This window comes from Amycolatopsis endophytica, from assembly GCF_013410405.1.
Lineage (GTDB): Bacteria > Actinomycetota > Actinomycetes > Mycobacteriales > Pseudonocardiaceae > Amycolatopsis_E > Amycolatopsis_E endophytica.
Window position 1 is genome coordinate 4,687,132 of record NZ_JACCFK010000001.1, and the last position, 17,676, is coordinate 4,704,807.

The following is a 17,676-nucleotide window of genomic DNA, read 5'->3' on the forward strand; positions in this document are numbered from 1 at the left end:
TCGTCCAAAACCGCTATACGGTTTTTGAAACCGCAGAACGGTGTGTTGGAGGATGGATGGCTGAGCCCGGGGTGCGCGTGCTGGGGCGCGCGTGCGACGTTCTGGATTGCTTCACCGAGGCCGAACCCCGTCTGAGCGTGGCGGACCTGCGCGCTCGGACGGGGTTGCCCGCGACCACCGTCGCGCGGATCGTGTCCACCCTCCTGCAGGAGGGGCTCCTGGTCCGGGAGGGGGACTCCTACCGCGTCGGGCTGCGGGTGCTGGTCTGGAGCGCCCCGGCGCGCTCGGGGTCGAGCCTGCTCGGGGTCGCGCGGCCGTTCGTCGAGCAGCTGCGGGACGTCACGGGGGAGAGCGCCGGCGTCTACGTGCGTCAGGACGCCACCCGCGTGCTCGTCGAGTCGGCGGCCTCCCGCCACTCGGTGATCTACCGGGGCTACGTCGGCCAGGTGCTGCCGCTGCACGCCGGCGCGGCGGGCAAGTGCTTCATGGCCTTCGACGAGAGCGCGCTCGCCACCGCGCTCGCCGCCGGCCTCGAGCGCTACACCGATTCGACCGTCGTCACGCGCGACGAGCTCGACCGCCAGCTCGCGCAGGTGCGCGAGCGCGGCTGGGCCTTCACCGAGAGCGAGCGGGAGATCGGTCTCAACTCGGTCGCCGCGCCGGTGCCGGGGTTCGACGGCAGGCCGGAGGCGGCACTGGCGATCGGCGGTCCCTCGTTCCGGCTCGACCGCGAGGAGGCCGAGCGCGTCGGCCCGATCGTCGCCGCCACGGCGCGGGCCATCGCCGCGCGCATGGGGCACGTCCCGGCCGAGGAGCCCGCCGATGTCTGACGCTTCCGTCCTTTCCGGACTCCTGCGCCGGGAGCGGCTGCTCGTCGCGCCCGGTGTCTACGACGGGCTGTCGGCCGCCGTCGCCGCTCGGGCCGGTGCCGAAGCGGCCTACGTGTCCGGCGCGGCCGTCTCCGCCGCCGAAGGACTGCCCGACATCGGGCTGACCACCGTCACCGAGATCGCCCGCGCGATCGCCGTGACCCGGCGCCACCTCGACGTTCCGGTGATCGCCGACGCCGACACCGGGTTCGGCGACGAGACCAACACCTTCCGTACCGTGCGCACCTACGAGGACGCCGGTGCCACCGCCGTGCAGATCGAGGACCAGGTGTTCCCGAAACGGTGCGGTCACCTCGACGACAAATCCCTCATCCCCGCCGACGAGTTCGCCCTCAAGGTCGAGGCGGCGGTCGCGGCGCGGCGGGACGCCCTGATCGTGGCCCGCACCGACGCGATCGCCGTCGAGGGTTTCGACGCCGCGATCAGCAGGGCGAAGTCCTACCTCGCGGCCGGCGCCGACGTCCTCTTCGTCGAGGCGCCGCGGACGCTCGACCAGGTCGAGGCGATCCCGGCCGCGGTCGGGGCGCCGGTGATCTTCAACGTCGTCCCCGGTGGCAAATCGCCCGAGGTGACGCGGGAGCAGCTCGAACGGTTCGGCTACGCCGGGGCGATCCTGCCCGCGGCCACCGTCGGCGCCGCGTTCGGCGCGATGACCGAGGCGATGGCCGACATCGCGGGCGGCAGCCTCGTCTCCGGATCCGTCGCCGGGCCCCGCGTCCTGTTCGAGGCCGTCGGACTCGGCGAATGGACCGCCCGGCGCGCACGCAAGGAGCAAGCCGGTGCCTGACACCATCATCGAAGCGACCCTGGCCCGCGCCGCCGGCCTCCCCACCGTCCGACCAGGACAGATCGTCACCTGCGACGTCGACATGACCGTCGTGATCGACGTCCAGTTCGCGCACGACCGCCTCGCCGACGTCCGCGCGGTGCACGACCCGGACAAGGTCGCCGTCGTCCTCGACCACGCGGTCCCGGCGCCCACGCCGCGCGACGCCGGGCACGGTGCCAAGGCGCGGGCCTTCGTCGCCAAGCACGGCATCGACCGGTTCTTCGACGTGGGGCGCCACGGCATCGTCCACCAGGTCATCGCCGAGCAGGGACTGGTGCTGCCCGGCACCGTCGTGTGCTGCACCGACTCCCACACCTGCGCCGGTGGCGCGCTGAACTCGGCCGCGCGCGGGCTGGGGCCGCTGGAGATCCTGCAGATGCTGTGCACCGGGCAGACCTGGTACCGCGTGCCGCCCACCATCCGCTACGAACTCACCGGCACGAAACCGGCGCACGTCAACGGCAAGGACATCTTCCTGACGATCTCCGGGCGCTACGGCGACGCCACCGACCACGCGCTCGAATTCGGCGGTCCCGGCCTGGCGTCCGTGCCGATGTCGGACCGCCGCACCATCGCGACCCAGGGAGCCGAGATCGGCGCCGACTTCACGCTGTTCCCGTGCGACACCGTGACCGAGGAGTTCCTGGCCGACGTGGCTCCCGGCGCTTCCTTCACCCGCAGCAACCCCGATCCGGACGCGGTCTACGCCGACGTGCGCACCCTCGACCTCGGCACCGTCGAGCCGATGGTGGCCCTGCCGGGCACCGTCATCAACAACGCGGTGCCGCTGTCCGGCCTCGACCGGACCCGCATCGACCAGGCGTTCATCGGATCCTGCGCCAACGGCCAGCTCGCCGACCTCGCCGTCGCGGCCGGCGTCGTCGAGGGCCGCAAGGTGGCGCCCGGCGTCCGGCTCATCGTCACCCCGGCCTCGCAGCAGGTCTACCTGGAAGCCGTCCAGCGCGGCTACGTCGCGACCCTCGTCGAGGCGGGCGCGGTGGTCACCAACTCCACCTGCGGCGCGTGCTTCGGCTACCACATGGGTGTGCTCGCCCCCGGCGAAGTGTGCGTCACCTCCAGCACACGCAACTTCCGCGGCCGCATGGGCAGCACCGAGGCGGCCGTCTACATGGCCTCACCGGCCACCGTCGCGGCGTCGGCCCTGACCGGCTACATCGCCGGACCCGAGCAGGTGGCGGAGGTGGCGGCATGACCTCACCCCTGCGGGTCCGCGGACGCGCCTGGGTCTTCGGCGACGAGATCAACACCGACGACATGTACCCGGGCTTCGCGATGAAGCTGCCCGTCGCCGAAGCGGCGCAGCACATGTTCGACGCGACCCGGCCCGGCTGGCCCGCGCTCATCGAGGCGGGCGACATCGTGGTCGCGGGACGCAACTTCGGCCTCGGATCGAGCCGCGCGTGCGCCGAACTGTTCGTCCACCTGGGAATCTCGTGCCTCGTGGCCGAGCAGTACAACTCCCTGTTCCACCGCAACGCGCTGAACTACGGGCTCCCGGCCCTCACCGTGCCGGACGCGCGCGTGCTGATCGACGAGGGCGACGTCCTCGCCATCGACGCGGCGGCGGGCCTGCTGCGCAACGAGACACGAGGGACCGAGCACCACATCCAACCCCTGCCCGCCTTCGTCGTCGAACTCGTCGAAGGTGGCGGGCTGATCAACCGCCTGGAAGCCGCGGGCTTCCTGGATCGCAACGACGCGACCGCAGGAGGAAAACCATGAGGAGCAGGAGAGCTCTGATCGCCGGAGCGGCCACCGCCGCCCTGGTACTGAGCGCGTGTGGCGGCGGAGGTGACGCGGAGGGGGTGACCTCGTTCGACATCGCGGTCAGCAACGCCTCCGAGCCGTACTCGATCCCCTGGCTGGTCGGCAAGGACCAGGGGTTGTTCGAGCGGCGCGGCGTGACGATCGGCGAGATCGTGCCGGGCAAGGGCGGCGGGACGACCGTCCGCAACATGCTCAGCGGCGATCTGCCCATCGCCGACGTCGGGTTCACCTCGGTGCTGGAGTCCAGCGAGGCGGGCACGCCCGTCACGGTCGTGGGCGGCGCCACCCAGAGCGTCTACGGGCTCGACTTCTACACCTTGGACAGCAACGCTGGCGTGCGGACCATCAACGACGTCCGCAACTGGGCCTACACCAACCCGCAGTCGGTCACCCAGGCCCTGTCCTACATCCTGCCCCGGGTCGCGGGCGCCACCCAGGAGATCGAGCGGACCTCCTCCGGCGGGCTCGGCGAAGGGGTCGCGCTGCTGGAGGCGGGTTCCGTCGACGTCGCGGTCGTGCCGCCGTCGGTGGTGGCCAAGACGGACAAGTTCCGTGTCGTCGTCTCCAGCGCGGACTACCTCAAGAAGTTCCAGCAGAGCGTCATCACCACGACCCCCGAGTTCGCCGAGCGCAATCCGGACACGGTGAAGGCCGTGCTCGCCGGATACCAGGACGCCGTGGAGTTCATCCGCGCGAATCCGCAGAAGGCCGCGGAGCTCTACGCCGACTACATCGACATCGACGTCGCCGCCGCGACCACGATCGTCAACAAGACGCTGCAGTACGACAACTGGAGCGCCGGCTTCGACGCCGAAGCCATCGAGCAGGCCGTCGAGGCCCAGCGCCTCGCCATGGACCGCGCCGACCTCCCGTTCTGCGAGCTGTTCCGCAAGACCTACCTGCCCGCGAACGTCCCCGCCACGCTCCCGGCCGAATGCGGGGCAGCGCAGTGACCACGCAGACGCAGGAGCAGCACGGCGCCGCGTCCACCACGTCCACACCGATCGTGCGCGTGGAAGGCGTGGAGCAGCACTTCGGCCCGGTGCACGCGCTCGGGCCCGTCGACCTGACGATCGGCCGCGGCGAGTTCGTGTCGATCGTCGGGCCCAGCGGGTGCGGCAAATCGACCCTGCTCGAAATCATCGGAGCACTGCAGGACCCCGCCCGCGGCTCCGTCGAGGTCGACGGCGCCCCGCTCACCGGCCCGCGCCGCCGCACGGCGATCGTCTTCCAGGAGTCCGCGACCCTGCCGTGGCGCACGGTCGTCGACAACGTCGCCTTCGCGCTCGAAGTGCGCGGCGTCGGCCGGAAGGAACGGCGGGCCCGCGCCAGGGAACTCGTCGAGCTCGTCGGGCTCGGCGGCTTCGAGGACCACTACCCGGCGCAGCTGTCCGGGGGCATGCGGCAGCGCGTCGCCATGGCCCGCGCGATGTCCACCGGCCCCGACCTCATCCTCGCCGACGAGCCGTTCGGCGCGCTCGACGAGCAGACCCGCATGCTGATGGCCGAGGAACTCCTCCGCGTGGTCGAGTCCATCGGGTGCGGGGTCCTGTTCATCACCCACAGCATCCAGGAAGCGGTGCTGCTGTCGGACCGGGTGCTGGTGATGGGCCGCCGCCCGGGCACCTTCCTCGACGAGGTGGTGATCGACCTGCCACGGCCGCGCGTGCACGCCGTGCTGTCCGAACCGGCCGCGGCCGCCGCGCAGGAACGCATCTGGACGCAGATCCGCAACGAGGCCGAGGTCGCGATGAGGAGCGAGCGATGAAGGCGCGCTCGTCCGTCGTGCCGTCCTACGTGCGCCCGGCGCCGCGCCGCGTGGCCGGGCTGCCGTCTCCGATGTGGACGCTCGTCCTGGTCGCCGGGCTCGTGGCCGCGCTGGAGCTGTACGCGCGCTCGGGCGCGGTGTCGCGGCTGGACCTCATCCCGGTCAGCGAGATGGTCGTCCGGTCGGTCGAGCTGCTGGGTGAGCGCGACTTCGTGGTCGACGCGTTGCTGCGCAGTGTCCTGCTGATCTGCGCGAGCTTCGCCGCCTCGGCGGTCACCGGGGTGGCGATCGCCTACGCCATGGCCCGCTCCCGCTGGGTGCACCGGGCCGTCAAGCCCTACGTCAACGTCTTCTACGCGCTGCCGGTCTTCGCGCTCTACCCGGTGATGGTGGTGATGTTCGGGACCGGTGTCGTGCCCATCATCCTGCTCGCCACGCTGTTCAGCGTCGTGATCGTCATCTCCCACGCGCTGGTCGGGTTCGAATCGGCTCCGCCGATCGTCACCAAGCTCGCCCGGTCGCTGGAGATGACCCGAACGCAGCAGCTGCGCAAGATCCTGCTGCCCTCGGCGTTGCCGGACATCCTCGCGGGCCTGAAACTGGGCCTGGCCTACGCGATCATCGCGGTGCTGGCGACGGAGTTCATTCTCGCCACCACCGGGCTCGGGCAGGTGGTCAACCGCGCCTACAACAACTTCGACACCGTCGACATGTACGCCGGGATCGTGTTCGTCAGCGTTTTCGCGCTGCTGGCCAACCTCGCGCTCGGCGCCGCGCTGAGCGCGTTCGACTGGAGGCGGCGATGAGCGCCCGCCGCGGTACCGCCTGGATCCCGCCACTGGTGCTCGCCGCCGCGCTCGTGGTCGTGTGGGCGGTGACGGCGGCGCTGGCCGACAGCGCCGTCTACCCCGGGCCCGGCGAGGCCATGGCGAGCCTGTGGTCGGACCTGGGCGATCCCCGGTTCCTCGGCAGCGTCGCCGACACCGCCCGCGTGCTGCTGCTCTCCTACGTCGCGGCGATCGCCGTGGGTGCCGTCACCGGCATGGTGCTCGGGCTCAGCGCGTTCTGGTCGCGCGCGGTCCTGCCGGTGGTGTACGCGCTCAACAGCGTCCCGAAGATCGTGCTGTACCCGGTTTTCCTGCTGATGCTGGGAATCGGGGACCTGAGCCGGGGAGCGTTCGCGTTCGTGTCGGGCGTGCTGCCGATGTTCCTGATCATGGTGGAGGCCACGGCGGGGGTGAGCCGCCTGCACCTGAAGATGTCGGCCGCGCTCGGCCTGTCGCGGTGGTCGCTGCTGCGGCGGATCGTGGTGCCCGGCGTCCTGCCCTCGCTGGCCTCGGGGATGCGGTTGTGCTTCGGTCTCACCCTGATCGGCCTGCTGCTCGCCGAAATGTTCTCCGGATCCTCCGGTCTGGGCTACGAGCTGCTGCGCAACCTCTCGCTCGCACGGGTGGAGAACATCATCGGCCAGGTCGTGCTCACCGGTGTCCTCGCGCTCCTGCCGACACTGGCACTGCAACAGCTGGAATCCCGCATCCGCAACCGTTACGAGGTGGCCACGTGAGCCCGACCGACCCCGACGGCGTGACCGGACGTCTGGCGACCTGGATCGCCGGCCTCCGCCACGACGACATCCCGGAAACCGTGCGTGAACGAGCGCGGCACCTCCTGCTCGACGGGCTGGTGTGCGCGCTGGTCGGCGCCCGCCTGCCGTGGTCGGAGCGGGCCGTGGACGCCGTGCTCGCGCTCGAAGGCACCGGCGACGTGCCGCTGCTGGGCTGGGGCCGCACCACCTCCGCGCCCGCGGCGTGCCTGCTGGGCGGCACCTTCATCCAGGGCTTCGAACTGGACGACTACCACGTGCGCGCGCCGCTGCACAGCAACTCGCTGGTCGTGCCGAGCGCGGTCAGCACCGCCGCGACGCTGGACCGTCCGGTGTCGGGGCAGGACCTGCTCACGGCGCTGATCGCGGGGTACGAGGTCGGCCCGCGGGTGGGGCTGGCGCTGCACGGCGCCGAAATGCTCTCCCGCGGCTGGCACTCCGGCTCGGTGTTCGGCACCCACGCGAGCGCGGCGACCTCGGCGTGGCTGCGCCGGCTCGACGCGGCACGCGTCGAAGACGCGCTCGGGCTGGCCGCGACCCAGTCGTCCGGGCTGATGGCGGCCCAGTACGAGGCGATGTCCAAGCGCATGCACCACGGCTTCGCCTCCCGCAACGGCCTCTACGCCGCGGCACTCGCCGAGGCGGGCTACACCGGGATCAAGCGCGTGTACGAGCGCGAATACGGCGGATTCCTCGCCACCTTCGGCGAGGGACACGACCCGCGCCCGGAGCTGATCACCGCCGGGCTCGGGCAGGAGTGGGTGCTCACCGACACCGGCGTGAAGGCCTACGCCGCAATGGCCGCCACCCACGCCTCCATCGACTGCGCACTGAAAGCCCGCTCGCGCGGCATCACCGCCGGGGACGTCGAGTCGATCTCGGTCGAGGTGTCGCACGCCGCCTACCACCACGGCTGGTGGAAGCCCGAGCCGCCGCTGGAGACGATCGGCGCCCAGATGAACATCGGCTACGCCGTCGCGGTGGCCCTGCTCGATGGCCAGGTCCTCGCCGAGCAGTTCACCCGTGACCGGATCGCCGCCGACGACGTGTGGTCGCTGCTGCGCCGCACCGAGGTCCACCACTGCCCGGACTTCGACCGCCGTCCCGAGGACCGGTACCGCACCCGCATGCGGCTGACCCGGCGCGACGGCGATCCGGTGGAGATCGAAGTGGACGGTCCCCTGGGCGGTCCGTCGCGTCCGCTGCCGAACGCGGAGGTGGTGGCCAAGGCGCGCCGCCTCGCCGGATCGATGGGCATCACCGAACGCTGGGCGCGCATCGAGCAGATCGTGCTGGATCTGGACACCGTGCCGGACACCTCCGTGCTGGTCGGCGAACTCGCGGCGGAGGTCCCCGCGCTTCCCGTGACGCTCTGAGAGGACTCCTCATGACGAACCTGGCCGCCCTGCTGGACGCCACCGCCGCGAAGTACCCCGGCCGCACGGCCGTCGTGTGCGGTGACGCCCGGCTGTCCTACGCCCAGCTCGACGGCGCCGCGAACCAGGTCGCCCACCTCCTGGTACGGCACGGCGTGCGCCCGGGCGACAAGGTCGCGTTGTCGTGCCCGAACCTGCCGTACTTCACGACCGTCTACTTCGGAATCCTGCGGGCGGGCGCCACGGTCGTGCCGCTCAACGTGCTGCTCAAGCCGGGCGAGATCGCCTACCACCTCGGCGATTCCGGCGCGGTCGCGTATTTCGCGTTCGAGGGTACGGCCGACCTCCCGATCGGCGAGTGGGCGGCGGAGGCCGCCGGGCAGACCGGCTGCTCGCTGTTCGTCCTCCCGGCCGCGGGCGAGCCGCCGTGGGCGGACCAGCCCGCCGGGTTCGACACGGTGGATGCCGATGACGACGACACCGCGGTGATCCTCTACACCTCGGGCACCACCGGCCGGCCCAAGGGCGCGGAACTGCGGCACCGCAACATGCGCGACAACGCGCTCGCCGGAACGGACCTGTTCGCCGCCGACGTGGAGAACCCCGACACGTACCTGTGCACGCTGCCGTTGTTCCACTCGTTCGGGCAGACCGTCGTCCAGAACGGCCCGGTCGCCTTCGGCGGCACCATCGTCATGCTGCCGCGGTTCGACGCGCGAGCGGCGCTCACCCTGATGCTCCGGGAAGGCGTGACCTTCTTCGCCGGTGTGCCGACCATGTACTGGAGCCTGCTGGGCGCACTGGACGACGACATCGACGTGACGAGGCTGGCGGCCGGACTGCGGATGGCGGTGGCGGGCGGCTCGGCGCTGCCGGGCGAGGTGCACCGGGACTTCCGGGAGCGGTTCGGTGTGACGATCCTCGAAGGCTACGGCCTGTCGGAGACGTCTCCGGTGGCGTCGTTCTCGGTGTACGGGCAGGAACCCCGCGTCGGATCGATCGGGGTGCCCATCCCCGGCGTCGAAATGAAGCTGATCAACGACGACTGGTCCGACGCCTCCGGTGAGATCGGCGAGATCGCGATCAAGGGTCACAACGTCATGAAGGGCTACCACGGCAGGCCCGAAGCGACGGCCGAGGCGATCAGGGACGGCTGGTTCCGCTCCGGCGACCTCGCCCGCAGGGACGCCGACGGCTTCTACTTCATCGTCGACCGTGCCAAGGACCTGATCATCCGCGGCGGGTTCAACGTGTACCCGCGCGAAATCGAGGAACTGCTGATGACCCACCCGGCGGTCTCGCTGGTCGCGGTGGTCGGTGTCCCGGACGATTCCCACGGCGAAGAGATCAAGGCGGTGGTCGTGAAGGCGGCGGATTCCGGCGATGTCACCGAGGACGACGTCGTGGCCTGGGCGAAGGAGCGGCTGGCGGCCTACAAGTACCCCCGCCGCGTCGAGTTCCGCGACGCCTTGCCGATGACCTCGACCGGCAAGATCCTCAAGCGGGAGATCTGATCACCATGACCACGCATCCGGCCGCGACCAAGGCGCTCGCGCGGTTCGCTGCCGAGTCCGGTGTGGACTCCTCGGTCACCTCCGGTCTGCCCGCCCTGTTCCTCGACCACATTGGGATCGCGGCCTTCGCGGCGGCGGAGGCCGAGAGCAGTCCGGCGGTGCGCGCCGCCGTCGACCGGCTCGATCCGCACGGTGGCGACGCCACGGTGATCGGCGTGGCCCGCCGGTACAGCCCGCCCTACGCGGCGTTCCTCAACGGCGTCCACGCCCACTCCCTGGACATGGACGACACCAACCGGGCGCAGACCGGGCATCCCGGCGTCGCGATCTTCCCCGCGGCCACCGCCGACGCGGAACGGCTCGACGTGGACGGCCGCACGTTCCTCGACGCGGTCGCCGTCGGGTACGAGGTGTGCTGCCGGATCGGTGCGTCGCTGACGGCGCGCAGCTACGAGCGTGGCTTCCACATCACGGCCGTGTCCGGCGTATTCGGTGCGGTGGCGGCCGTGGCGCGGCTGCGCGGGTTCGACGCGAACACCACGGCTTCGGCCTTCGGTCTCGCGTTGAGCAGGGCGGCGGGCAGCATGCAGTACCTGGCCAACGGGGCGTGGAACAAACGCCTGCACCCCGGCTTTCTCGCCCACGACGCGCTGACCTGCGCGGCACTGGCGGAGACGGGTGCGGTGGGAGCGGCCGAAGCGCTCGAAGGGCGGTACGGCCTGCTCAACGGGTACACGGAGGAAGCGCGGCCCGACGCGCTCACCGACGGCCTCGGGACGGACTGGCTGCTGCTCGGCACCGCCGTCAAGCCCTACCCGTCCTGCCGCCTGACCCACGGCGCCGTCGACGCCGCGCTCGCGTTGCGCGGCACCGTCCCCGAGCCCGGGCGCACCGCACTGCTGGTGGGCATCCCGGCGGCCGCCATGCCGATCATCGGCGAGCCGGGTGCGGCGAAGCGCAGGCCGCAGAGCGTCGTGGACGCCCAGTTCAGCGTGCACTTCCAGGTCGCGTGCGCCTGGCTGGACGGTCGTGTCGACTGGGCGAGCTACCAGCGCCTGACCGATCCGGACGTGATCGCGATGATGGACCGGATCACGGTGACGGCCGACGAGAGCGTCCCCAACGGCGGAGGCGTGCTGACCGTCGGCCCGGGCGTCTCCCGTGCGGTCCCGGTGCCGCTCGGAGAACCGGAGAACCGGATCGGCGACGACGCGCTTCGCGCCAAGTTCGCCTCGCTGGCCGGTCGCGTCTTCGACGACGGCCAGGTCGCGGGCATCGCCGACGGCGTGCTCGGCCTGACACCGGAGTCGTCGGTGCGCGCACTCGTCCGGACGCTGGCGGCGGCATGACGGACCAGCTGACCGTCCACTGTGTGCTGATGCGCGGCGGGACGAGCAAAGGACTGTACTTCCACGCGGCCGACCTCCCGGCCCCCGGCCCCGCCCGGGACGCCGTGCTGATCCGGCTCATGGGTTCCCCGGACCCGCTGCAGATCGACGGCCTCGGTGGGTCCCGGCCGATCACGTCGAAACTGGCGATCGTCGCACCGTCCACGCGCGACGATGCCGATGTCGACTACACCTTCGGCCAGGTCGAGATCGACCGCGCCGCCGTCGGTTACTCGGGCAACTGCGGCAACATCTCCGCCGGGGTGGGCCCGTTCGCGATCGACGAGGGCCTGGTGGCGGCGGTCGAGGGCACCACACCGGTCCGGATCCACAACACCAACACCGGCGCGGTGATGACCGCGCACGTGCCCGTGCACGAGGGAAAGGCCAGGGTGGTCGGCGACTTCGCCGTCCCGGGCGTACCGGGCACGGGGGCCGAAATCGTCATGGACTGGTCCGGCACGGTGGGCGCGAAGACCGGCGCACTGCTCCCCACCGGCAACCCGGTCGACGACATCCTGCTGGAGAGCGGTTCGCTCGTGCACGCCACGATCTGCGACGCCGGAAACCCGTGCGCCTGGATCCCCGCCGCCGACCTGGGGGTCGACGGCGGTGAACTCGACTTCGACGACGCGCTGCTCGAGGTGGTCCGGGAGATCCGTGGCAAAGCCGCGGCGCGCCTTCGCCTGTGCACGAACTGGCGCCACGCCGACGACGAGTCACCCGGGCTGCCGATGGTGGGTTTCGTCGCGCCACCCGGCGACTACCGGACGCTGGCCGGCACGGCGGCGGAGAGCGGTGACATGGACCTGCGGGTCCGGTTGATCTTCATGAACCGCCTGCACGAAAGCATCGCGGGCACCGCGTCGGTCTGTCTCGCCGCCGCCTCCCGGATCCGGGGCTCGGTGGTCGACGCGGTCACCACCCGGCGGCGCCCGGACACCGTCCTCATCGGACACCCATCCGGCGTCACCCCCGCGCGCGTCGCCGTCCGCACGGTCCCGCGGCCCCCGCACGTGGCCTTCGATCTGCTCGGTTTCAGCCGCACCGCGCGGCGCCTGATGGACTGCACGGCCTACTACCCGCGTCCCGCGTAACAGCCCAGCCGGTCCCGGCGCTACTCGCCGGAGTGGCCCGCGAAGAATCGGGTGAGCATGAAGTGGGCCTGGGCGAGAACGGTCGCGTCGCCGTCCCCGTCGTCGGCGAAGGCGAACTGGACGAGTCGTTCCAGTGCGTGCAGGGCGACGCTGCAGTGCAGCTGGGTCAGTTCGCCGAAGCGGGGAGCGTGGCGCTGGAACTGGTGCAGCACGCGGCCGGCCCAGTCCTCGATGCACAGCTCGTCGAGGGTGCGGACGCGGTCGGTGAGGTTCTGGCGCACCCACAGTTCCCGGATCAGCGGGATCCGGTGCTCCTGCGTGTAGTAGTCGATCACCACGTCGACGATCTCGGCCCACCGCTTCCCGGGCCGGTCGTCCAGGGCCTGCTGGAAACTTCCCGTCGCGTCCCGCATCTGCCGGTAGCACAGTTCGTCGAGAACGCTTTCCGGAGTCTCGAAGAAGGCGTAGAACGAGCCCCGGCTGACGCCGGACTTCTCCAGCAGCAGGGTCGGTGACCCCACCACCGCCTCGTAGCCAAGGTTCTCGACCAGTTCCGCCGCGGTGGTCAGGACGTGCTCGATCATCGTGCGGGAACGTTCCTGCACCGGCTGCTTGCGCAGGCCGCCGTCGAGCCGCTCGTGCCAGGCGGCGGCGAGCGTCCGGGAAGCCGGTCGTGACACGAACGCTCCTTCGCGTGGGCTGCGCCGCACGGTGGTGACTCCGGCGGTGGCTCACGAGTGTACGCGTGAACTCCGCGAAGTCGAGCGGTGGACACGACGCGAGTCGTGTATTAATCTACGTCGAACGCGACTGTGGTCGCGTCTCAAATCTCGATCCTAGTCTGTTCCCGCAGTCATAGCGCTACGCGAGGTGATGGCATGGTCGGAACGCACTCGTCGCAACACGTCCCCCCGCCCGCGCCGGCAGGGACCGCCGGTCCCACCGTCGCCGTGGTGGGCAGTGGCCCCTCCGGGTGCTACGTCGCGCAGTTCCTGGCCAAGACCTGGCCGGACTCGGAGATCACCGTCTTCGAATCGCTGCCCGCGCCCTACGGGCTCATCCGCTACGGGGTGGCCGCCGACCACCAGGGCACCAAGGGTGTGGTGCGGCAGTTCGACCGGCTGTTCACCCGCGGCGGCATCCGGTTCGCCGGCAACGTGACGGTAGGCCGCGACATCGGCTTCGCCCGCCTGGCCGCGAGTTTCGACGTCGTCGTGCTGGCGACCGGTCTTCCCGGCGACCGCGAACTCGACGTGCCGCGCGATCCACGGGCACGGGTCGTTGGAGCGGGTGCGCTGCTGCGCGCGCTCAACGGGTTTCCCCATCACGGCCTGCCCCGCACGCCGCTGGGTTCGCGGGTGCTCGTCGTCGGGATCGGCAACGTCGCACTCGACGTGCTCCGGCTGTTGTCCAAGGATTCCGAGGCGTTCACCGGATCGGACATCGACGACGAACTGCTCGGGCAACTGCGCCCGGCGCGGCCGGCGGTCCTCGACGTGGTCGCCCGGTCCGACGCGTCCGGTGCGAAGTGCGACGCGGCCATGCTCCGCGAGCTCATCGCACTGGACGGTGTGGACATCGGGGCCCCGGGGCTGGGCGACCAGGACCGCGGCCCGGTCGCGGACCTGCTGCGGACGTGTGCTGTCCCGGCGCGGGAGGAGCCGGGCCGCACCCGCGTGACCTTCCACTTCGGACTCGTCCCCGAATCGGTGACCACCCGGGACGGCCGGACCGTCCTGACCGCGCGACGCCGGGACGGTGGCGAACCGGTCGAGTTCGTCACCGACTCCGTCGTCACCGCCATCGGGTTCACGCACGGCGCGGCGCAGGACGACGGATGCCCCGGTCCGGACTGGGCGGACGACCACGTGTACCGGGTGGGATGGCTCAGCCGGGGCCCGCGGGGCACGATCGCCGAAAACCGCAAGCACGCCCAGCGTGTCGTCCGGTCCATCGTGGACGACTTCGAAGCCGGCCGGATCACGGCGGGCAGGCCCGGATTCGCCGGCGTCGCGGACCTGCTCGCCTGCCGGGTGGTCGGGTTCCGCGACTGGCAGCGCATCGAGGCCGCCGAAGAGCGGTCGGCGCGGCCCGGCCGGTGCCGTCGCAAGATCACCGACCTCGACCGGATGCTGGCGCTGGCCACCGGCGCTCACTGACCGACGACAGAAAGGACCGGGTGTGAACGAGCTGATCGTCCTCTTCGGCACCGAATCCGGCAACGCCGAACTGGTGGCCGACGACATCTCCGCCGCGCTGCAGGAGAAGGGGACCGCGGTGCGGGTAGCCGACATGGAGGACTACGCCGTCGACGATCTCGGCGAGGCGGACATGGTCGTCCTCGTGGTGTCGACCTACGGCGAAGGCGACCTGCCCGACACCGCCGCGCCCTTCCACGACGCGCTCGTGGAAGCCAAACCCGACCTGTCCGGTGTCCGGTTCGCCGCGTTCGGTCTCGGCGACAGCACCTACGAAACGTACAACCTCGGCGTCGCCACCCTCAGGGCCACCTTCACCGCACTGGGCGCGACCCAGATCGGGGAGACCGGATACCACGACGCGGACAGCGGGCTGAATCCGTCCGACGTCGCGGTCGCCTGGGTGAGCACCGTCCTCGCCGTCGCCACGCCGTCCTGACCGGCCGGGAACGGCACCTGCCACCGCCGCACACTCACCTCCTCCGAAAGAGGCACCAGAAATGAGTGACAGCACGCCCGTCGTCAACCCGCCGTCGACCACGGACCCCGGCACCGGCGCCGTTCCGGACAGGCTCTCGGGCCGGATGGGGGCCGGCTCCCTCATGCTGACCGTACTGGCCTTCTCGGCGCCCATCGCCGTCGTGGCCGGGTTCATCCCGTTCACCATCACCTTCGGCGGGCGGGGCGCCACGCTCGCCTTCGTCGCGACCACGATCCTGCTGCTGCTGTTCGCGGTCGGGTACGTGACGATGACCAGGCGCATTCCGAAACCGGGTTCCTTCTACGCGTTCGTCAGCGCCGGACTGGGCAAGGTCAGCGGACTGGGCGCGGCCTTCCTTGCGGTCGTGTCCTATCTGCTGATGCTCGGCGGGTGTTTCGTCTTCCTCGGCCTCACCGCGACGGAACTCATCTCGAGCGTGAACGGGCCCGCGACACCGTGGTGGCTGTGGGCCGGGATCGCCTGGGCCGTGGTCGGCGTCCTGTGCTACTTCCACATCGAGGTGTCGGCGAGGGTCCTCAGCGTCGCCATGGTGCTGGAAGTCGCGATCGCCCTGACCTTCAACGTGGCCGTCGTGCTGCGCGGTGGCGGCCCGGACGGCTTCTCCGCCACCCCGTTCTCGCCGTCCGCGCTGGCGCACGGTGACGTGGGCGTCACCATGCTCTTCGCGGTCATGGTGTTCCTGGGTTTCGAAGCCACCGCGGTGTTCCGCGACGAGGTCCGCGCTCCGGACCGCACGATTCCCCGCGCCACCTACGGCGCCGTGTTGTTCGTGGGTGTCCTCTACATCCTGTCGTGCTACCTGCTCACCACCGCCTACGGCTCGGGCGCGGTGGACGCGGCGACCAACGACCCCAAGTCCATGTTCCCCGACGCCATCGGGCAGTTCGTGGCTCCGTTCTTCACGCAGCTGACGTTCCTGTTCATCATCACCTCCGAGCTCGCCGCGGCGATCTCGGTCCACAACGTGGTGGCCCGCTACCTCTACAACCTCGGCCGCGACCGGGCGCTACCCGCCTACCTCGCCAAGGTGCACCCCCGCCACCGCTCGCCTGCCCGCGCGTCCACGGTCACGGCCCTGGTCGTCGCCGTGGTCCTGCTGCCACTCGGCCTGACCAACACCGCGGGCACCGGGCTCGACGCGCAGCTGTTCGGGTTGGCCACCGTTGGCCTGCTGACCCTGATGGCACTGGTCAGCGTGTCGGTGATCGCGTGGTTCGCGCGCCACGGCGGGTCCGCCGGGGAGAACTGGTTCAAGTGCTACTTCGCCCCGGGCATGGCGGCGACGGCGCTCGGCACGACCGTGGTGCTCGCCGTCCTGCACTTCGATCTGGTGGTCGGCGGCGCGCCGGGACAGAACCTCGTGCTGCTCACCGTTCTCGCCGTCTCCGCGGTGGCCGGCGTGGGGCTCGCGCTCTATCTGAAAGCGGCCCGGCCGCGGACCTTCGCGGGTCTCGGCCAGACCGCGGGCTGATCAGTCACGACTACGGAAAGGACAACGCCCATGGACGCTCGGACGAGCGCGGCCACCGTTCCGGCGGACTGCCCGGAGGTCACCGGGTTCCTGCCGTGGACCGACCCGCGGTTCCGGATCGACCCCTACCCCTACTACGCCCGCGCGCTGGCCGAAGCGCCGATCATGCGGGACGACGCCGACGGCAGTTTCGTGCTCACCCGGTACGAGGACCTGATGCACTACGGCCGGCTGCCCTCGATCCGCATCGCGCCGGAATGGAAGAAGGCCGGCGCCTGGCGCGTGCTCCTGGACATGGCGCTGGGGCACGACGAACCCGGCCACACCCGGCTGCGCCGCCAGACGAGCAAGTGGTTCACCCCCAAGCGGGTCCGCGAATGGGCCGAGACCACGGCCGGGTTCACCGACCGGCTCCTCGACGGACTCGGCCCGGACGGGCTCGTCGACGGCTCCGACCTGGCGGTGGAAGTCACGCACCGCACGGTCTGCCATGTCCTGGACGTTCCCGCCGACGACCACGACGGGGTGCGGCGGCTGATGCGGCAGGCGATGCCCATCCTCAGCGCACGCCCGGCCCCGCGTGACTTCGAACGGGCCGAGGAAGCGCTGGACGAACTGCGCCGTCGGACCGCCGCGCTGATCGAGCTCAAGCGGGCGAACCCGGGGGAGGGGCTGCTGGACTCGCTGCTGGGTGCGCAGGACCGGGGCGAGATGAGCGCCGCGGAAGTCCTGGCGACGACGCTGTTCTTCTACGTCGTCGGCCACATGGACGCCACCTACCTCATCTGCTCGGGCCTGCACCTGTTCACCCGGGAACCGGAACTCCTGGACGCCTTCCGGGCCCATCCGGACCGGCACGAGGCGTTCGTCGCCGAACTGGCCCGCTTCGACGCGCCCGAGCCCGTCGTGACCCGGACGACGACCGAGGACCTGGTGATCCACGGCGTCCACGTTCCCGCGGGCAGCAGCCTGCGCCTGATGCTCGGCGCCGCCAACCACGACCCGGCGGTGTTCGACAACCCGGACGAGTTCGACTTCACCCGGCCCCCGGAGCAGACCCGGAACCTCACGTTCAGCTTCGGCAGCCACGGGTGCCAGGGACGGCTGCTCGCCGAAGCCGAGATCCGGGTGGTGTTCGAGCGGATCTCGGCCCGGTACTCGCGCGTCGAGCTGACCGCCGAGCCGGACATGCGCAACACCGACGCCTCCCGCCACTACTACACGCTGCCCCTGCGGCTGCACAGCTGACCGT

17 protein-coding genes are annotated in these 17,676 nt (G+C 71.0%); 16 read left to right on the top strand and 1 reads right to left on the bottom strand.

The window, feature by feature from the left end:
- The first annotated feature begins 56 nt into the window (after positions 1 to 56).
- Genes HNR02_RS23125 through HNR02_RS23180 form a run of 12 tightly spaced genes read left to right on the top strand, consistent with a single transcriptional unit; the run spans position 57 to position 12,253 of the window.
- A complete protein-coding gene (locus tag HNR02_RS23125) occupies positions 57 to 830 on the top strand; it encodes an IclR family transcriptional regulator (RefSeq protein WP_179775219.1) in 774 nt (257 codons plus the stop codon).
- Positions 823 to 1,677, top strand: coding sequence for an isocitrate lyase/PEP mutase family protein (locus HNR02_RS23130; protein ID WP_179775220.1), 855 nt, complete (start codon positions 823 to 825; stop codon positions 1,675 to 1,677). Before HNR02_RS23125 ends, HNR02_RS23130 begins: the two co-directional genes overlap by 8 nt.
- The gene (locus tag HNR02_RS23135; RefSeq protein ID WP_179775221.1) at positions 1,670 to 2,932 is read left to right on the top strand and encodes a 3-isopropylmalate dehydratase large subunit; all 1,263 of its coding nucleotides are present in this window, start codon (positions 1,670 to 1,672) and stop codon (positions 2,930 to 2,932) included. Before HNR02_RS23130 ends, HNR02_RS23135 begins: the two co-directional genes overlap by 8 nt.
- Entirely contained in the window at positions 2,929 to 3,462 is a 534-nt protein-coding gene (locus HNR02_RS23140) for a LeuD/DmdB family oxidoreductase small subunit (protein ID WP_179775222.1), read from the top strand. The genes HNR02_RS23135 and HNR02_RS23140 overlap by 4 nt, the downstream gene beginning before the upstream one ends.
- The gene (locus tag HNR02_RS23145) at positions 3,459 to 4,460 is read left to right on the top strand and encodes an ABC transporter substrate-binding protein (RefSeq protein WP_179775223.1); all 1,002 of its coding nucleotides are present in this window, start codon (positions 3,459 to 3,461) and stop codon (positions 4,458 to 4,460) included. The genes HNR02_RS23140 and HNR02_RS23145 overlap by 4 nt, the downstream gene beginning before the upstream one ends.
- On the top strand, positions 4,457 to 5,275 hold the full coding sequence (locus tag HNR02_RS23150; protein WP_179775224.1) for an ABC transporter ATP-binding protein: 819 nt from the start codon (positions 4,457 to 4,459) through the stop codon (positions 5,273 to 5,275). The genes HNR02_RS23145 and HNR02_RS23150 overlap by 4 nt, the downstream gene beginning before the upstream one ends.
- Positions 5,272 to 6,081 carry an ABC transporter permease gene (locus tag HNR02_RS23155; RefSeq protein ID WP_179775225.1) on the top strand — a complete coding sequence of 270 codons (810 nt, stop codon included), beginning with the start codon at positions 5,272 to 5,274 and terminating at the stop codon, positions 6,079 to 6,081. Before HNR02_RS23150 ends, HNR02_RS23155 begins: the two co-directional genes overlap by 4 nt.
- Positions 6,078 to 6,839, top strand: a complete 762-nt coding sequence (locus HNR02_RS23160) for an ABC transporter permease (protein WP_179775226.1) — start codon at positions 6,078 to 6,080, stop codon at positions 6,837 to 6,839. The genes HNR02_RS23155 and HNR02_RS23160 overlap by 4 nt, the downstream gene beginning before the upstream one ends.
- Positions 6,836 to 8,254 (top strand): MmgE/PrpD family protein, encoded by a 1,419-nt coding sequence (locus tag HNR02_RS23165; protein ID WP_179775227.1) that lies wholly within the window; start codon positions 6,836 to 6,838, stop codon positions 8,252 to 8,254. The genes HNR02_RS23160 and HNR02_RS23165 overlap by 4 nt, the downstream gene beginning before the upstream one ends.
- Before the next feature lie 11 nt (positions 8,255 to 8,265).
- Complete coding sequence (locus HNR02_RS23170; protein ID WP_179775228.1) at positions 8,266 to 9,768, top strand: long-chain-fatty-acid--CoA ligase; 1,503 nt, start codon at positions 8,266 to 8,268, stop codon at positions 9,766 to 9,768.
- 5 nt (positions 9,769 to 9,773) lie between these two features.
- Positions 9,774 to 11,117: an MmgE/PrpD family protein gene (locus HNR02_RS23175; RefSeq protein ID WP_179775229.1), complete on the top strand. Its 1,344-nt coding sequence runs from the start codon at positions 9,774 to 9,776 to the stop codon at positions 11,115 to 11,117.
- The gene (locus HNR02_RS23180; protein ID WP_179775230.1) at positions 11,114 to 12,253 is read left to right on the top strand and encodes a 2-methylaconitate cis-trans isomerase PrpF family protein; all 1,140 of its coding nucleotides are present in this window, start codon (positions 11,114 to 11,116) and stop codon (positions 12,251 to 12,253) included. Before HNR02_RS23175 ends, HNR02_RS23180 begins: the two co-directional genes overlap by 4 nt.
- 20 nt (positions 12,254 to 12,273) lie before the next feature.
- Here HNR02_RS23180 and HNR02_RS36530 read toward each other — a convergent pair whose 3' ends face one another.
- On the bottom strand, positions 12,274 to 12,933 hold the full coding sequence (locus tag HNR02_RS36530; protein ID WP_218903045.1) for a TetR/AcrR family transcriptional regulator: 660 nt from the start codon (positions 12,931 to 12,933) through the stop codon (positions 12,274 to 12,276).
- Between the two features lie 198 nt (positions 12,934 to 13,131).
- Between HNR02_RS36530 and HNR02_RS23190 the strand changes: the two genes are divergently transcribed.
- The 4 genes from HNR02_RS23190 to HNR02_RS23205 all read left to right on the top strand — a co-directional run bounded on the left by HNR02_RS23190 (position 13,132) and on the right by HNR02_RS23205 (position 17,672).
- Complete coding sequence (locus HNR02_RS23190) at positions 13,132 to 14,412, top strand: NAD(P)-binding protein (protein WP_179775231.1); 1,281 nt, start codon at positions 13,132 to 13,134, stop codon at positions 14,410 to 14,412.
- 22 nt (positions 14,413 to 14,434) lie between these two features.
- Positions 14,435 to 14,890 carry a flavodoxin domain-containing protein gene (locus HNR02_RS23195; protein ID WP_179775232.1) on the top strand — a complete coding sequence of 152 codons (456 nt, stop codon included), beginning with the start codon at positions 14,435 to 14,437 and terminating at the stop codon, positions 14,888 to 14,890.
- Between the two features lie 61 nt (positions 14,891 to 14,951).
- Positions 14,952 to 16,424: an APC family permease gene (locus HNR02_RS23200; protein WP_218903047.1), complete on the top strand. Its 1,473-nt coding sequence runs from the start codon at positions 14,952 to 14,954 to the stop codon at positions 16,422 to 16,424.
- Between the two features lie 30 nt (positions 16,425 to 16,454).
- Complete coding sequence (locus HNR02_RS23205) at positions 16,455 to 17,672, top strand: cytochrome P450 (protein WP_179775233.1); 1,218 nt, start codon at positions 16,455 to 16,457, stop codon at positions 17,670 to 17,672.
- The last annotated feature ends 4 nt before the right edge of the window (positions 17,673 to 17,676 follow it).

What these genes read in the sequence shown, in the direction of transcription:
- HNR02_RS23190 (WP_179775231.1), top strand. Translation starts at nt 13,132, where the DNA reads ATGGTCGGAACGCACTCGTCGCAACACGTCCCCCCGCCCGCGCCGGCA.
- HNR02_RS23130 (WP_179775220.1), top strand. Translation starts at nt 823, where the DNA reads ATGTCTGACGCTTCCGTCCTTTCCGGACTCCTGCGCCGGGAGCGGCTG.
- HNR02_RS23155 (WP_179775225.1), top strand. Translation starts at nt 5,272, where the DNA reads ATGAAGGCGCGCTCGTCCGTCGTGCCGTCCTACGTGCGCCCGGCGCCG.
- HNR02_RS23205 (WP_179775233.1), top strand. Translation starts at nt 16,455, where the DNA reads ATGGACGCTCGGACGAGCGCGGCCACCGTTCCGGCGGACTGCCCGGAG.
- HNR02_RS23175 (WP_179775229.1), top strand. Translation starts at nt 9,774, where the DNA reads ATGACCACGCATCCGGCCGCGACCAAGGCGCTCGCGCGGTTCGCTGCC.
- HNR02_RS23180 (WP_179775230.1), top strand. Translation starts at nt 11,114, where the DNA reads ATGACGGACCAGCTGACCGTCCACTGTGTGCTGATGCGCGGCGGGACG.
- HNR02_RS23200 (WP_218903047.1), top strand. Translation starts at nt 14,952, where the DNA reads ATGAGTGACAGCACGCCCGTCGTCAACCCGCCGTCGACCACGGACCCC.
- HNR02_RS23145 (WP_179775223.1), top strand. Translation starts at nt 3,459, where the DNA reads ATGAGGAGCAGGAGAGCTCTGATCGCCGGAGCGGCCACCGCCGCCCTG.
- HNR02_RS23170 (WP_179775228.1), top strand. Translation starts at nt 8,266, where the DNA reads ATGACGAACCTGGCCGCCCTGCTGGACGCCACCGCCGCGAAGTACCCC.
- HNR02_RS23160 (WP_179775226.1), top strand. Translation starts at nt 6,078, where the DNA reads ATGAGCGCCCGCCGCGGTACCGCCTGGATCCCGCCACTGGTGCTCGCC.
- HNR02_RS23140 (WP_179775222.1), top strand. Translation starts at nt 2,929, where the DNA reads ATGACCTCACCCCTGCGGGTCCGCGGACGCGCCTGGGTCTTCGGCGAC.
- HNR02_RS23125 (WP_179775219.1), top strand. Translation starts at nt 57, where the DNA reads ATGGCTGAGCCCGGGGTGCGCGTGCTGGGGCGCGCGTGCGACGTTCTG.